This is a genomic window from Rhodococcus sp. YH3-3 (genome assembly GCF_001653035.1).
Taxonomy (GTDB): Bacteria; Actinomycetota; Actinomycetes; order Mycobacteriales; family Mycobacteriaceae; genus Rhodococcus_F; species Rhodococcus_F qingshengii.
The window spans coordinates 992764-1008013 of sequence record NZ_BCWH01000003.1 but is presented as its reverse complement, the minus strand read 5'-3'; the positions used below and the strand labels follow the sequence as shown (position 1 = coordinate 1008013).

Below are 15250 nucleotides of genomic sequence, written 5' to 3'. Positions count from 1 at the left end.
TCGCCTCCAGCCTGTCGACCATAATACGTCACAGTGACGAATTGAGGTGGGGTAGCCGGAAGTCGGTGAGACGTGTTTATCGGCATCAATCCACATCAGAGCACGTATTGGTCGTTCCTGATGTCCAGGTCGCGCGGCGTAGCCGCAGTCGCCGGCGAGGCCAGGCGGTGATCGGCAGCAATTCAGCCGGCGATCGCGGAGTCGCAATGGTCGAGTCGTGCAAGCCGGTCGCAGATCTCGGACTGAAACGCAGGAAAGCCGGCAAATGTACCGGCAGACAGACATGAGTGGGCGGAAACAAAGAAGGTTGCACGAACCAGGCGTGAGGCGGATATCGCCAGGTCGAGAATTTGCCGATAATCTACATTATGTCAAATAATGGATATTCGAACGTCCCCCGTCAGCTTGTCCGCTAGCTTTACCCACATGGATTCCGTTGCACTCGTCCTCGGTTCACCACGTGGCCGTCGCTTCTGCGCGAACGTCGGGTACGCGTGCCAGCAGAAATGTCGGAACTCGAGATTCTGCACTGTCTTGCGTATGCCGTAGATTTTGCACGCTACTGGGAGCCGCCGGACGAAGAAGATCTGATCTTCGTCCGCCCTGAGGTGATCGCGGCATTGCGCCCGATCGCCCAAACCCTTCTCGACTCGTCACACACCGCCTGGTGGGCCGAGCCTGCTGACCTTCTGAACCAGAATCTGGTTGAAAAGCGAAACCCCATTTACGGCTGGTCGGACCTACCCTTGCGGATTTACCGCACAGAAGACGGCCTCGAACAGTGGCGTGCTGAGGCACTCGACAACGAACGTCAGTTTCTGGAATACCAGATCGAAGATCCGGACCGTCACATCGGAGGCGAATGGTGGTCTATCCCGTTTGCCAACGGCACAACCGAAACAACCAGGGCCCGCGACGGTATCGGGGCCCTCGGGGTGATTCTCGAAGAAGACAGCTCCTCGAACGAGGCGCGGGTGCAGCCGGTAAGGATCTACGGCGCGCCCCGCATCTACGAGATCACCGGTCCGCAGGACTGGGCGAATCTGGTCGATACCTATCCCCTGCCAGTGCCCGCTTCACGTCGCTCCGTGTGGTACGACACGACCGGTGAATACCGTGACTGGTTCATTCCGGACTGGGTTTCGGTGTCCGCGGATTACGACGCCGTGCACCTGACCATGATGGCTTATCTGACCACGCCAGGTGTCGCGATCCCGTTGTCGGCCAACGCGGGGGCCACTGTGCTCGCCGGGTGGGATCCGGACGCCACCTTCTGGCTACGTAGCAACAACATCACCGTTGACGACGACCCGACGGGCTGACGTTCGGCTACACCGAGTTGAGCAGGTGCGGCCGAACTGCCAGCCACCGCGCGGTGTCCTCGATCCCCTGTTCCAGGGTGAATGTCGGAACCCACCCGAGTAGTCGCAACGCACGATCGTTCGATGCGTAAGCGCCGGCAGTGTCACCGGTGCGTCGGCCGGCAGCGACCACGTCGATATCTTCGCCGAGCACGTTCTCGAATGTGTGTACCAGCTCCCACACGGTCGTCCCCCGCCCGCTGCCCAGATTGACCACAGTCATGCGTGATGATTCAGCGGTGACCCGGTCGAACCTTTTCAGTGCTCGAACATGAGCGTCTGCAAGGTCCCAGACATGAACGTAATCACGCACTCCGGATCCGTCGCGCGTCGGCCAATCCGTTCCCGTAACCCTGAAAGGCGTTCCTGTCGAATATGATTCGAACAGCTTTCCGAGTGCGTGGGTCGGGCGTGCCGATGGTGTACCACTTCGCAGATCCGGATCTGCCCCGACCGGGTTGAAGTAGCGTAGAGATATCGCCGATAATTCAGTGGCCGCCGCAATGTCGTCGAGCATCGTTTCGAACTGAGCCTTGCTGTGCGCATAGGGACTCTGCGGTGCGATCCCCCAACGTTCGTCGACACACCCACCGTCGCTCGGCGCATACACCGCCGCAGAGGAACTGAACAAGAAGCGCTCACACCCGTTCCGAAGGACACTCGATACCAGCGTCAGCGACTTGGATACGTTGTTCTCGTAGTACCGCGCCGGGCTACTCACGGAATCTCCGACCACGATCAAGGCCGCACAGTGAACTGTCGCATCGATATCGGAATGATCTGCGAATACCTTGTCGAGCAGTTTCTCGTCCGCGATGTCGCCGCAGTAGAACGGGAATCTGTGCGCAAATTCGGCGCGGCCGGTCAGCAGGTTGTCGAGAATCACGACATCGATCCCGGCGTCGACGCACTTCGACGCGACGGTGCTTCCGATGAATCCCGCTCCGCCCGTGATCAGTACTTTCACGCCGCTCCCCCGGCATCTTCGACGGCAGTTTTCGCACGACGGACGAAGTGGGACACGCGTGAGCGGGCCAAGTCCCATCCACGTAGGTCGCGCCCGTCCCGGATGGAAAGCCGATCACGGTCGAGAAAGAGCGGCACCATGACCAGATCGCGGTAGAGCGAGTGCAGGCGTGGGCGATCCGCCAACCACAGCGTCCATCGCCACCACCAACGAGCCGAGATGGTCGTCATTCCGGTACTGACGCCGAAGATCGATTCCACCGCCGCCCAGTGGACGTTCACCGCCCGACGGACATCGCGTGGCAACTGGCGTCTGGAGAGCGTCACAGCGAGTTCCGGTTCGGAAGTGAGCAGGTACCCCACGTCGAAGACACTGTTCAACGACAAATCGGCTCGAATCAAGGCCCGATCGGCAAGCCGCGCGTGAGCGATGACGTGCAGCGTCACGTCGGCCATCGCAAGGCGGGATCCTTCCGCCTCCGAGCTGATTCCTCGGACCGCGGCCTCCCGGGTCAGCGCGTGACGTGCGAACCGCGGAAGCAAGTGCGAATGGATTTCGACGGAGCCATGACGGTCGTCGCGAAGGAGTGCCGGTTCCTGGTGATCGTCGTGATCGATGGAGTCGGAGTCCACTTCGTCGGGGCGGACCATTCGGTAGCCGAAATCGAGGATCGCGTCGTTGGCCGGAACGGCATGTGCAGGGTCGACGACCAAAAGGTCGATGTCCGTCATCCGTCGAGCTGCCGGGTTCGGCCAGATTTTTCGCTCGAGAAGGGCGGCACCCTTAAGTGCAACCGTCGGAAATCCGTTGCTGTGTAACAACTCTTGCAGTTCCACTCGCTGCGCGTCGAGGTCCGAGATCCTTATGGTGTTTCGGTGATGGACAAGGCTCAGCGTCAGTTCCGGACTCGATGCGGTGGCCGAGGATTCCGACAGCACTTCCGCGAAGCTCGCAGGTAGGACCGATGCGAAGCCGGCCTCGACCGCTCGGGAGGCGAGCAGCGGCAATACCTTGTGCCTTACAGCGGCGTCGATGACTCTGGGCCAATCCTGCTGCGAACACAAGCGGATGACGTCGGCCCCACACTCGGGTTTCAACATGGAAATCAGGTACCGGGTGTCACGCATGACGCCACCAGTTCCTCCACGGTGTCGGCGCCGGTGTCGCCGTGATGTCGAATCAGTCTGTAGCACGGGGCATTCGAGAGTAGAGCAGCGATGTTTCTCAGGGTCAATCCGTGATTGTCGGACCACAGTGCGGATTGCCCGGCCAGCGACTGTATCGCTTGGGATACGGGCATCGGAGCGAGTCGAGTCGGCCCCTCGTCCCATCCATCGAGGATCAGCACCAGGTCGATTCCGCGAACCGCCGAGCTGACGTTTCGTTCAGCAGGCAAGGTCGACGGGTCCAACGCCCACACCGGCGGGGCGTACGGAAGATACAGCGAATCGTGCGCTTTGATCTCCGGGAGGACGTCGAACGTACCGGCTTTGAGGTGAACCCGCCGTGGTAAGCCCACAGCTTCGGTACCACGAATGAAGACGCCTTCGTCAGCACGCAGTTGTGCACCCCGCAGGGCAAGGGCGAGCGCCAAGGTGGTCTTGCCCGCCCCGGAATGCCCGGCGATCGCCACTCTCACACCGTTGCAGTCGACCAGAGCGGCGTGCAGGCGTGTCCACTGTCGGGCGTGCGCGGCCGTCATGACATCCCGGTGCACCGTGCGGTACACGCTCTCCGCGAGCTGGAGACCGTCCAGACCGATCAGCGTTTCATGGCTGCCGCCGATGGTCGATTCGATGGTGACGTCCCAGCGACCGAATGTCGCTCGATTCCGCTGAATCCGAACTTCGACGTTGTTGTCCGCAGGCCACGGGCTGGCAATCCGATGCTCGACGACACCGACCTCGGGTATGCGGAAACCGCGCACAATCGCGTCAACCCAAAGGTAGTGCGCCCGGAATTGTGGTACGTGGTTGCCTGTCACGGAATTCTCACACCAGCAGACGAGAGGTGCTCAGCTGTCCGTACGTCTCGTTGACTACCGACTTCGCCTCGTCGTCAGGGATCTCGAGCACTTCTGCCACGGCCTCGACAATTTCGCTGACGGTCCGGCCGTCACACAGTTCCCACACCAACGTCGCGACCGGGTTGAGGTGATGGGCAACCTCGCTGGAGCTGTCGTACAGCACAACACCGTCGGTGAGATCGTTGCTCTCCACCGTCTGAGAGCGTTGCGGTCTCACACCTTCGAGTAGTTCGGTCAAGATATCTCCTTGATTCAGCGAATCCGATTTCGTTTTGGTGGTGGTCTCACAGTGCGAAGCGTCGTGAGTATTCGGATTCGATTGCGCCCGAACGAATCAGGCTGCGTGTGGAGGCGATTCCGGGCGACAGCGTCAGGCACGTGAGCGCTCCCCCGGCACTCGCATCCACCAGGTAGTCGCCCAGAGTTCGGTAGTGACCCGCCCATTGTCCGAATGCTTCGGGATCTGACTCCGGATCCGCAATCTCATCGAGAATTCGCTCGAAGGCGCGCGAATGTACGAGAACGGCGTGGACTCCACGGTTCTCAGGACTGGTGCGCAAGAGTGCCGAACCGTCGAGCAGAGCTCCGTCCCTCGATTTCGGGTCGTGTCCGAGGTGGACGACATCCCAATCGCCGTGATCCAACTCTTCGCGGGCATGGCCAAGGATCGATGCGGCGGCATCCAGCAAACTGACGTCGTCAGCAGCGATGAGGACCGAATCCCAGCCCTTCTCAGTCGCCCGAGCGAGCGCACGACGCCACGAGACGGTGAAGGCCGCGTCCTGATTCATCGCGTCCTCGAAAGCCGACACTCTTTCCACCGCTGTTACGCGCGGTAAGCGAATGAATCTATGCCAGGACGCTTTCCATCTGTCGATGTCAAGATCGAGATTCACGACGGCAACACCGAGGTCCGACTCAGAATCCTCGACAACGGGGTTGGGTTCTCCCCCTACGCGGACAGGCGACAGTGGGCGATCGAGCACAACGTCGACTGCGCCTCGCTCGAGCAGATAAGCCGCCAGTGAGAAGTCGGACGGCACGGGTCCGTTGATCCTTCGTGAGAGTTCGTCTCGCAAAGTTCCGTATGTCGCCGCGCGAACAATCAGTGCAGCTCCGACCAGATCTTCGCCGTGTGCGTGGATGACAGCCGTATCGGCCTCGGCCGGGAGGTCGTCGACGATGTTCCGTAGCTTGTACATAACCGCGGGTTCGATCACGCGAGCCTCGTCCAGAAAAACTACCGATTTCCAGGCCAACAGAATGGCCTTGTCGATTCCGGCGACGAACGCAGACGCAGTCCTCCACACATCCGGAGCGTCGTCCTGCGACGGAATGGCACGGTGAACGGTCAGTTCGATCGACTCGGCCTCCGCCAGGCATGAACGCCACGGAGCGACTCGGCGGTCGTCGCCGAGAACGATCACTCCACCAAAGGCCAACTCGGGTCTCTGGACGCTCAGCTCCGCACGGAGACGGATCTCGGGATACGAATCACCGAGGTATTCGGAGAACTGACGATGGAGTGAATCGATGTCCCAACCGACCTCACTCCAACCGAGCAGGTAATTGTGAACACGATCTTCCCAGTTTATTCGATACGGGACACCGGCCGGGCGCTCGAATCGATGGTGCCAACCAAATGTCGGAAGGCAGACGACCTTTCCGCCGTTGATCCGGAACTTCTCGTGGATGTATCCCTCTTCACCGCCGAATCCGGTGAAGTGCGAGTTCAGTCCCGGCCACGCCTCACGCCTGCAGGCAAATGAGCCGAGGCCCTGCATGACGATCTCGAAAGGCACGTCCGGGTGCTGCTTCGCGCGCGAATCAACTCCCCACGAGCCGAACATCCCGTTGCGCCACTTGGGGTCCATGTGGGTGGCCGCGATGTGCGAGGAATCCTGGGAGAGCATCGGCCCCTGGATCAGATCGTCGGTTTCCGGATTTGCATCGAAATACGCCAGCAACGCCGACAACGATCCCGGTGCCAAGATCACGTGGGAGTCGAGGACCAGGACGTACTTCCCTGTTGCCTTGCGGAACAGGACGTCCCGCACCGCAGTCGATCGAACGTCGGTGAACGGAACGTAGCGGAACCGATCGATATACCCCGCAAACGATTCGAGCATCGGCGCCGGCAACCCCTCGGGGTTGTTGTCCAACAAGACGAATTCGACTCTGTCCAGAATCTCGCGATGATGGACCAAGATCGAGTGGATCGTGAAGTACGCGCCGTCGAAATCGTCGTAGGTTGCGATCGCGACAGTCAGATCGGCCGGTTCTCCGTGCGGTGGAGTCTCCTGCACCTGAACCGACCCCGCACTCTGAAACTTCTTCAGAGCGCGGTGTAGCGCGACGTCGAACTCTGTCATCGTCGGTGTTCCCCCTCGGAACCAGTCGCGTCGTGTCGGCTACGTAGGTTCCGTGGGATTCGTCGGCTGGGTCGGAGGGGTCGGGAAGGTCGGCTCGGTGCGAGTGGTCGGCACTGTCGGTACGGTTGGCACAGTCGGGACGGTCGGCTCCGTCGGCACAGTCGGCCCGGTCGGCTTAGCCGTCGTCGTTCCACCGGAACCTGAAGAGCTACCGGTTGATCCGGAACCTGTGGAACTTCCAGACGATCCCGAACTGCCCGAGGACCCCGAACTTCCGGACGATCCGGGGTTGCCCGGCTCGTTTCCGCCCGGCTGGTTCCCTCCCGGAGTATGGCCACCGGGCTGATTCCCGCCGGGTTGTTCGCCGCCTGGTTGATTCGGATTCTGCTGGCCACGACTTGGCACTCCGGAAAGATTCGGCGTGTCACCGGCTGCAAAGGCCGGCGCCACACCACCGAGGCTGATCGACGTCACGACAGGCACAGTTACCGCCGAGGCCGCTAGAACTGTCTTGACGAACTTGCGTCGATCAACAGGAACATTCTGAAAAGCGTCGCCGCCCATAGTGTTTCTCCCATGCGTCCGAGACGAGGTCGTCCTCACTCGATGTCGGGCAAAACGCTAGCATCCTTCCGGCAACTTTACAGACTGAACCCGCCGAAATTTGGTTCTTATGCGAAGTTGAGACCGGACTGGGCCGGCAATTCGGACGGGAGTACGACAATTCCCTCCAGTACAGGGAGCACGTTTGTCCTGTTCCATCACCGTCAGCCGGCCGGCATCTCCCACGGCGCCACCGGAAGAGTGCTTCCGGTTTCGAGGTAGGACTTCAGGTTCGACAACACCGCCGACCATCCGCCGGCCACCTCCATGCGAGCCGATTCGTCCGCCAAATCGGTGTGCTTGACGGTCAGTCGCACGATCGCGCCGAAGGCTTCGATGTCGAAACTCACCCGAGAGATGTCGACGCCCGGTTCGCCGTTCGGATCAGCCCAGGTGGTGACCAACCTCGACGGAGGGTTGCTCTCGACTACGGTGCCGACTACATCGGCAATGTTCGAACCGTCGATCCGACGGTGCTCCCAGGTCGATCCCGGCTGCCAGTCGGAGACGTTGCTGTGTCCCCAATACTCTGCGGTGGCCTGTGCGTCGGTGAGCGCTTTCCAGACGTTGTCCGCCGTGCTCGCAATGTAGGTGACGTACACAAAACTGGGCTTGTCGGTCATGGCTTCCTCCGCAATTTTTTTGACGGTACTGAGCGCACGAAGGCGCGGTACCTCGAACTTGTTGATCCACCGCTCTCGAATCTCCTCGAGCGCAACGGGATTGAGATAGTGAAGCTTTGCCCTCCCCTGTCGGACCGTGCTGATCAGATTGGCGTCCTCGAGCATGGTGAGGTGTTGAGTGACAGCTTGCCGACTCATGTCGAGGCTGTCGCACAGCTCACCGAGCGACTGACCGTTGGCTACGAACAAGCGGTCCAGGAGAAGCCTTCGTGTGGGATCGGCCAGTGCTTTGAAGGCTGCATTCATCCGGTCGTTCACAACTTCACAATATGCAAGCATTTACTTGCATGTCAACGCTTGGGCGTGCCGGGTTTCGAAAGTTGGGACAGATGAGGTGTGATGTCTCTAGGCAGATGTGATCTGAATCCCGGATTACACCGTAAGAGAGGTTGGGCACATGGACTGGGCAGCAATTGGAGTGGGTGTCGGGTATGCCTCGGTGGCCCTGTCGATCCTGGTTTTCGTCGGCGGATGCATCGCACTGTTCATCTTGTCCGTCCGCCAGTAGCCGACACCTCGACAAAGTGGTGATCACCCCGGGGTCCGGCCAAGCCGATCACCTCGGGAGTGATCACCCTCGAGGCCGCTTGATCGATTCGGACACACCGGCGCGCGTCGGACTGCTCGCAGAGAAGCTCGGCCGCGGTGGGACTACCGTAGGACTGTCGCCTAGAACTCGAGGAGTACGGAATGAGCATCCAGTCGGTTGAACCGCACCGCCACCGCGTAGTGGTGATCGGTTCCGGCTTCGGAGGATTGTTCGGCACTCAGGCTCTCAAAAAAGCCGATGCCGACATCACGATGATCGCGCGTACAACCCACCATCTGTTTCAGCCGCTCCTCTATCAGGTTGCGACCGGCATCCTCTCGGTCGGTGACATCGCTCCCGCCACGAGACTGGTGCTGCGCAAGCAGAAGAACGCACAGGTACTGCTCGGTGAGGTCGAGACCATTGATCTCGAGAATCAGACCGTGACCTCGCGCCTGCTCGAACGCGTCACTGTTACGCCGTTCGACAGTCTGATCGTGGCAGCCGGTGCCGGTCAGTCGTACTTCGGCAACGACCAGTTCGCGGAGTTCGCCCCCGGAATGAAAACGATCGACGACGCCCTCGAACTGCGCGGACGAATCCTCGGGGCCTTCGAACAGGCCGAACTGTCGGACGATCCCGCCGAGCGTGCGCGCTTGCTCACCTTCGTCGTTGTCGGCGCCGGCCCCACCGGCGTGGAGTTGGCCGGGCAGATCGCCGAGCTTTCCCGTCGAACGCTGGACGGCGCGTTCCGCAAGATCGATCCTCGTGAAGCGCGCGTCGTGCTCCTCGACGGCGCCCCTGCCGTGTTGCCCGTGTACGGCGGGAAGCTCAGCCGCAAGGCTGCCGAGACGCTCGAGAAGCTCGGCGTCGAGATCCAGCTCGACGCGATGGTCACCGACGTGGACAACGACAGTCTGATCATCAAGGAGAAGGACGGCACGCTTCGCCGTATCGAGTCGCAGTGCAAGGTGTGGTCCGCCGGCGTGCAGGCCAGTCCCCTCGGCAAGCAGCTCGCTGAACAGAGCGGCGGAGAAACCGACCGCGCCGGCCGCGTCATGGTCAATCCCGACTTGTCTCTGCCCGGGCACCCCAACGTCTTTGTCATCGGCGACATGATGTCGCTCGACAAGCTGCCCGGATTGGCTCAGGTTGCCATGCAGGGTGGCAAGTACGCGGCCAAGCAGATCAAAGCGTCACTGGACGGCAAGTCCCCGTCGGAACGAGTTCCGTTCAAGTACTTCGACAAGGGCAGTATGGCAACGATCTCGCGCTTCAGCGCGGTAGCCAAGGTGGGCAAGCTCGAGATCAGCGGCTTCATCGGGTGGGTTGCCTGGCTGGCAATTCACCTCCTCTACCTCGTCGGATTCCGTTCCCGTGCCTCGACGCTGTTGTCATGGGCGGTGACGTTCTTCGGGCGTGGCCGTGCTCAGATGGCGTCCACCGAGCAGCAGGTCTTCGCGCGAAACGCGATGGGCGAATTGGAGAAGAAAAACAAGGAAGCGACGGAGTCCGGCAGCGCTTCGAATGGCGAAGCCAAGAAGGCTGCCGGCAAGCAGCAGAAGGCCGCCGGCTGATCAACACCTGAGTGACCGGCGGAGGGCGGCTGTGGAGTTCAACTCCGCAGCCGCCCTCCGTCATTCGATCGACTGCCGCGTGGTCAGTTTCCGATCTTCGCCACCTCGGTGATGTTCGCGAGGCGAACCTGTCCCTTGGAAACGAGTCGGTCGTTCTCGTCGGTGATGCGAACTTCCCAGAGTTGCTGGGTGCGTCCGCGATGAATCGGGGTGGCTTCAGCGGTGAGAGTGCCCTCCCGCGTTGCGCGCAGGAAGTCGGTGTTGTTGTTGACTCCGACCACGTGTCCTCGCTCGCCCAGCCACACGGTGCCACCGACGCTGGCGAGAGACTCCACCACCGAGCAGTACACACCCCCGTGCTGTATCCCGGCGGGCTGGTGCAGCGTGGGCTTGACGGTCCATTGCGCCCGCACGCAATCTGGGCTCAGTTCGGTGTATTCCAGGCCGATGGTGGCGTCGAAGCCCGTTCCGAGCCGTTTCATCATCTCTGCGGTCTCAGCAGTGTCGACCATGCCATCTCCATCTGTGATTCTCTGGCGCCGGTGTGGCTGCCACTCCCTACCTGATTACACGAGAGGTAACTCGAGCTTGGAATCAGGTCTGGAAAAAGAACCGGCGGGTTTCACATCATTCGATGTGAAACCCGCCGTGGGAAGGACCGGGAGTCTCTGCAGCCCTCAGGACTCCGGCGCGGTCCGGCAGTTTCGTCACTCTCGCGGGGTGTAGCTCTCCGCGCGGTGTTCCACAATCATAGGCAAGGCTGACCTAATTTAGCAAGACCTTCGTCGAACTGGTTCCAACGAGGACGTAGCGAGACCTTGCGGCGTGCACGCACGGGCAGTCCGGCGGCGACAAAAGCGTCCAGCAGCCCCTGCCCGCGGCGCTGAGCGGCTGATTCGCCCCCGCCGGCCAAGATGGGGACATATGCCGCTGCGCCCAGGATCGACTCCCCTACCAAGCCCCAGAATCTGAACTGGTCGACGGGCGCACACCTGGAGACGGCGTCGTAGATCGCCCGTAGCGAGGTCAGGCAACGGTGCGCGGTCCAGACGAGGAGCGCTTCTTCGCACGGCATGTCGACGACGCCGTCACTGCCGGACTCCCGTCCGTTCGGCGCAACGCGCAGAGTTTCGTCGATCACCCCGGCCCAGTCGATACCGCCGTCGCTGTCCATGTGGATGAACAGGTTCTCGAGCCCTGGATCCCAAGCGGCACCTTCGGAGACGATCGATGCGGCAACCCTGCCGACCACAGCGTGAATCAGTGATGTTGCGACCTGTATCGCCGCAGCTTCGGCACTGTCGAGATCCTGGAGCGAGCGGGCGAACATCTGATGCACCCTCTCCCCGCACAAGCCTTCACTCAACTGCCACCAACGCCGTTTGCCTTCACCTGACATGGCGGCAACCGCGTAGACGCGCGGGTAGTCAGGGTTGAGTGCTCGTAGGCGAACGCTGGTGCGGCTCAATGCGTTCGACCGGAGTTCGAATTCACGAACATCCGCATGCTGGGTGGTCAAGGTGATTGTCACCGTGCACTCCAATCGGCCGAAGTTGTCTTGTGGTTCTTAATGTAGGTTAGCCTCACCATAATTCAAGAGTAAAGAACTGTGACGCTGGGCACCGCATATTCACAGGAACTTGCCCCGCAGGGAGCACACCCACATAGGGTTCCGTAACCTAAGATGCGAATTCCCTGCGCACAAAGACCAGGAGCTCGAACCGCCAGTGACGATGATCAAACCGCTCGGGAACGGACATCCCCGAGGACCCAGCGAGACGTACGGACGGCGCATAGTGCCGCGCGGCCCGGCTCCTGTCCGAATGCGTGTTCTAGCTGGGATTTTCGACGCGGGGGTGTTCCTGCTTCCGTTGCTCGTCGGCTGGTACGTCGTTCAGTCGCTCCGAGACGAGAACGGTGGCGGCGAAGCCGACCGCGCAGTATTCGGTGGGACGGCAATAGCCATTGCCGTTGGTCTCCTCGTGTGGAACCTGGGATTCCGCGAAGGTGCCACAGGCCGGACCTCGGGAAAGGGATGGGTAGGTCTGGTCACGCGTGACGCGAAGACAAAGCAGCCCATCGGTGTTCGCCGAGCTCTGCGCAGGCCGTTCGATCGAACCGGTATCGAGGTGGTCCGTGAAAGCACGGCGCGCGAAGAAGGGTTCGAGGAACTCGCGCGCGACAACAGCGTCGGGGCAACTCGTCGACGCCGGCTGATCGGTCTCGCGGTGCTCACGGTTCTTCTCGCGCTCGTCATGCTCGCGAGCATCGCGGTGGGCGCACGTCCGCTGACGTTTGCCGAGATCTTCCACGCCATCTTCAGTTCGGACGGCACCCAGACGGACATCATCGTGCGAACGTTGCGCGCTCCGCGGACCATCCTGGGTCTTGTCGTCGGCATCGCACTCGGTATCGCCGGCGCCCTGATTCAGGGACACACCCGTAACCCGTTGGCAGATGCCGGATTACTCGGCCTCAACGCCGGCGCGGCTTTCTTCGTAGTCATGGCGATCTATCTCTTCGGTTTCACCGCCCCGAGTCAGTACCTCTGGTTCGCGTTTGCAGGATCGTTCGTCGCCAGCATCGTCGTCTTCGGCTTGTCCTCCATCGGAAACGGCGGCGCAAGTCCTCTGAGTCTGGCTCTGGCGGGCGCGGCCGTCGCGTTCTTCCTGCAAGCCATGACCAACGCCGTGATAATCCTCGACCAGACGAGCCTGGACGCCTATCGTTTCTGGGTAGTCGGGTCGGTGTCCGGTCGCGGGTTCGACGTTCTCTGGCAGGTCCTCCCCTTCCTGATACTCGGTTTGGTCATCGCCCTGGCGAGTACGCCTGGTCTCAATGTCCTCAGCCTGGGTGAAGACGTCGCAAAAGCGTTGGGAACGAACATCGCGTTCAGTCGCACCCTCGGCATCATCGCGATCACCCTGCTGACCGGCGCCGCGACCGCAGCGTGTGGACCTATCGCGTTCATCGGATTGGTGGTCCCCCACGTGGCTCGGGCCATCACCGGACCCGACTACCGCTGGCTGGTCCCGTACGCGGGCTTACTCGGTGCGGTCATGCTGATCACCGCGGACATCATCGGTCGCGTAGTCGTGCGCCCCGGCGAGTTGCAGGTCGGAATCATCCTGGCCCTCTTCGGCGCCCCGTTCTTCATCGCTCTCGTACGCCGCAGGAAGTTGGCAAGTCTGTGACGCTCAAGCAAGAACTCCGGGTACTCCCCCGGACCGTCCCCTCACGTAAGTCGATTCGTATCGGTGGATTCTCACTGGTCTACCGTCCACTCGCGGTGTCGGTGTGCATTGCGCTCGCGGTCGCACTCTTCCTTCTGCTCTGCATCAACATCGGACGCGGCGACTATCCGATCTCGATCCCCGATGTCATTTCCGTCCTGCTCGGTAATGGAAGCAAGACACAGAACCTGATCGTCTTCGACCTCCGACTTCCTCGATCGCTCACCGCACTCTTCATCGGTATGGCACTCGGCATTGCCGGTGCGGTCACCCAGACGATCGCTCGCAACGCCCTCGCCAGCCCCGACATCCTCGGAATCACGGCCGGATCGAGCGCAGCCGCGGTTGCTCTCATCGTGCTCGGCGGTGGCGGGTCGTTCGTGGGACTGCTTGCCACACTGGGGATTCCGTTGGCTGCACTGTGTGGCGGTCTGCTGACAGCTGTGGTGATCTACGCCCTGGCATGGCGAAAAGGCGTCGAGGGATTCCGCCTCATCCTGATCGGCATCGGCATCAACGCCATGCTCGTGGCAGCGACGGGATGGCTTCTCATCTCGGCGGACATCAACGATGCTTCTCGCGCACAGGTGTGGCTCAACGGTTCACTCAACGGTGCCACCTGGAATCAGATGTGGCCGGTCGCCATCGCCGTCGCAGTAGTCGGCGGCTACGCGGTGATCGCATCGTTCACCATGGGAGCACTGCGGTTGGGCGACGACAACGCAACCTCACTCGGTGTTCGCTTGCAATCCTCCCAGGCCAAGCTGTTGCTTTCCGCCGTGGCGCTGGCCGCCATCGCAACCGCCGCAGCAGGTCCGGTCGGCTTTGTCGCCCTGGCTGCGCCACAGGTCGCCATGCGTCTGGTGCGCTCTGCCGGCCCGCCCATCGTGGCGTCCGCGCTGACCGGTGCTGTACTGGTGGTCGGCAGCGACGTCATCGCTCGAACAATTCTGCCTGTGGAACTCCCCGTCGGAATCGTGACTTCCGCACTGGGTGGTCCGTTCCTGCTCTACCTGTTGGTTCGTAACAATCGGAAGGTCACAGCATGACCACCATCGCCCAGTCCACCGATACTCCTTCGCGTCTCGTCGCCAAGAACCTGACGCTCGGGTACGGGGACCGCATCATCGTCGACGGACTCGATCTCGAGATCCCTACCGGCGTGATCACGACGGTCATCGGCCCCAACGGTTGCGGCAAGTCGACGCTCCTGCGTGCGCTCGGTCGTCTGCTCAAGCCCAAGGGCGGATCGGTTGTCCTGGACGGCAAGGCGATCAGTTCGATGAAGACCAAGGAAGTCGCACGGGTGCTCGGAATGCTCCCCCAGACTCCAGTTGCGCCCGAAGGACTCACCGTCGCCGATCTGGTCTCACGTGGGCGCCACCCGCACCAGTCGTGGATCAGGCAGTGGTCCGCGGACGACGAGGGCGAGGTCGCCGAAGCGCTGGAGCTGACCGGTGTCTCGGATCTCGCCGATCGACCCGTCGATCAATTGTCCGGCGGTCAGCGCCAGCGAGCCTGGATCTCGATGGCTCTCGCCCAGGGAACCGACATTCTGCTTCTCGACGAACCGACTACCTATCTGGACCTCGCGCACTCGATGGAAGTCCTCGACCTGGTGGATCAACTCCACGAGGAAATGGGGCGCACCGTGGTGATGGTGCTGCACGACCTCAATCTCGCGGTCAGATACAGCGATCATCTGATCGTGATGCGCGACGGCGCCGTCGTCGCTTCTGGTGTCCCCAAGGACATCATTTCCGCGGAACTTCTGCTCGAGGTGTTCGGTCTCGAAGCTGCGGTCATCGACGATCCCGTCTCGGATCGGCCGCTGATCGTTCCGATCGGCACCCGGCACGTGTTCGGCGCCGTCGGCGGGCCGGCAAAGCCTGCGTGACG

Annotated in this window: 14 protein-coding genes; 6 read left to right on the top strand and 8 right to left on the bottom strand. The window is 61.5% G+C overall.

Annotation, left to right across the window (positions count from 1 at the left end; all coding sequences use genetic code 11):
• Positions 1-494: 494 nt before the first annotated feature.
• Positions 495-1322 (top strand): hypothetical protein, encoded by an 828-nt coding sequence (locus YH3_RS29955; protein ID WP_238592728.1) that lies wholly within the window; start codon positions 495-497, stop codon positions 1320-1322.
• A gap of 7 nt (positions 1323-1329) precedes the next feature.
• Here the strand turns inward: YH3_RS29955 and galE are convergent, their stop codons facing one another.
• From galE to YH3_RS29930, 5 genes are read right to left on the bottom strand one after another with little or no spacing between them, the layout of a single operon-like run.
• Complete coding sequence (gene galE / locus YH3_RS29950; protein WP_064444603.1) at positions 1330-2328, bottom strand: UDP-glucose 4-epimerase GalE; 999 nt, start codon at positions 2326-2328, stop codon at positions 1330-1332.
• On the bottom strand, positions 2325-3455 hold the full coding sequence (locus tag YH3_RS29945; protein WP_064444602.1) for a nucleotidyltransferase family protein: 1131 nt from the start codon (positions 3453-3455) through the stop codon (positions 2325-2327). Before YH3_RS29945 ends, galE begins: the two co-directional genes overlap by 4 nt.
• Complete coding sequence (locus YH3_RS29940) at positions 3434-4312, bottom strand: hypothetical protein (protein ID WP_238592727.1); 879 nt, start codon at positions 4310-4312, stop codon at positions 3434-3436. The genes YH3_RS29945 and YH3_RS29940 overlap by 22 nt, the downstream gene beginning before the upstream one ends.
• Positions 4313-4319: 7 nt before the next feature.
• Entirely contained in the window at positions 4320-4592 is a 273-nt protein-coding gene (locus YH3_RS29935) for a PqqD family protein (protein ID WP_064444600.1), read from the bottom strand.
• A gap of 46 nt (positions 4593-4638) precedes the next feature.
• Complete coding sequence (locus YH3_RS29930; RefSeq protein ID WP_064444599.1) at positions 4639-6726, bottom strand: glycosyltransferase; 2088 nt, start codon at positions 6724-6726, stop codon at positions 4639-4641.
• A 52-nt stretch (positions 6727-6778) separates the two neighbouring features.
• Between YH3_RS29930 and YH3_RS29925 the strand changes: the two genes are divergently transcribed.
• Positions 6779-7072: a hypothetical protein gene (locus YH3_RS29925; RefSeq protein WP_064444598.1), complete on the top strand. Its 294-nt coding sequence runs from the start codon at positions 6779-6781 to the stop codon at positions 7070-7072.
• A gap of 421 nt (positions 7073-7493) precedes the next feature.
• Here the strand turns inward: YH3_RS29925 and YH3_RS29920 are convergent, their stop codons facing one another.
• Positions 7494-8291, bottom strand: a complete 798-nt coding sequence (locus YH3_RS29920; RefSeq protein WP_080712736.1) for a metalloregulator ArsR/SmtB family transcription factor — start codon at positions 8289-8291, stop codon at positions 7494-7496.
• A gap of 411 nt (positions 8292-8702) precedes the next feature.
• On the opposite strand from YH3_RS29920, the gene YH3_RS29915 reads away from it, so the two are divergent.
• The gene (locus YH3_RS29915; RefSeq protein ID WP_064444597.1) at positions 8703-10118 is read left to right on the top strand and encodes an NAD(P)/FAD-dependent oxidoreductase; all 1416 of its coding nucleotides are present in this window, start codon (positions 8703-8705) and stop codon (positions 10116-10118) included.
• A gap of 83 nt (positions 10119-10201) precedes the next feature.
• Here the strand turns inward: YH3_RS29915 and YH3_RS29910 are convergent, their stop codons facing one another.
• A complete protein-coding gene (locus YH3_RS29910; protein ID WP_064444596.1) occupies positions 10202-10630 on the bottom strand; it encodes a PaaI family thioesterase in 429 nt (142 codons plus the stop codon).
• 236 nt (positions 10631-10866) lie between these two features.
• Positions 10867-11649 (bottom strand): hypothetical protein, encoded by a 783-nt coding sequence (locus YH3_RS29905; protein WP_064444595.1) that lies wholly within the window; start codon positions 11647-11649, stop codon positions 10867-10869.
• Between the two features lie 202 nt (positions 11650-11851).
• On the opposite strand from YH3_RS29905, the gene YH3_RS29900 reads away from it, so the two are divergent.
• From YH3_RS29900 to YH3_RS29890, 3 genes are read left to right on the top strand one after another with little or no spacing between them, the layout of a single operon-like run.
• Positions 11852-13312: an iron ABC transporter permease gene (locus tag YH3_RS29900; RefSeq protein ID WP_073512408.1), complete on the top strand. Its 1461-nt coding sequence runs from the start codon at positions 11852-11854 to the stop codon at positions 13310-13312.
• Complete coding sequence (locus YH3_RS29895; protein WP_003944960.1) at positions 13309-14400, top strand: iron chelate uptake ABC transporter family permease subunit; 1092 nt, start codon at positions 13309-13311, stop codon at positions 14398-14400. Before YH3_RS29900 ends, YH3_RS29895 begins: the two co-directional genes overlap by 4 nt.
• Positions 14397-15248: an ABC transporter ATP-binding protein gene (locus tag YH3_RS29890; RefSeq protein ID WP_003945031.1), complete on the top strand. Its 852-nt coding sequence runs from the start codon at positions 14397-14399 to the stop codon at positions 15246-15248. Before YH3_RS29895 ends, YH3_RS29890 begins: the two co-directional genes overlap by 4 nt.
• The last annotated feature ends 2 nt before the right edge of the window (positions 15249-15250 follow it).

Coding starts and splice junctions, on each gene's coding strand:
- YH3_RS29930 (WP_064444599.1), bottom strand. CDS start 6,726: ATGACAGAGTTCGACGTCGCGCTACACCGCGCTCTGAAGAAGTTTCAG.
- YH3_RS29915 (WP_064444597.1), top strand. CDS start 8,703: ATGAGCATCCAGTCGGTTGAACCGCACCGCCACCGCGTAGTGGTGATC.
- YH3_RS29910 (WP_064444596.1), bottom strand. CDS start 10,630: ATGGTCGACACTGCTGAGACCGCAGAGATGATGAAACGGCTCGGAACG.
- YH3_RS29890 (WP_003945031.1), top strand. CDS start 14,397: ATGACCACCATCGCCCAGTCCACCGATACTCCTTCGCGTCTCGTCGCC.
- YH3_RS29945 (WP_064444602.1), bottom strand. CDS start 3,455: ATGCGTGACACCCGGTACCTGATTTCCATGTTGAAACCCGAGTGTGGG.
- YH3_RS29920 (WP_080712736.1), bottom strand. CDS start 8,291: ATGCTTGCATATTGTGAAGTTGTGAACGACCGGATGAATGCAGCCTTC.
- YH3_RS29900 (WP_073512408.1), top strand. CDS start 11,852: ATGATCAAACCGCTCGGGAACGGACATCCCCGAGGACCCAGCGAGACG.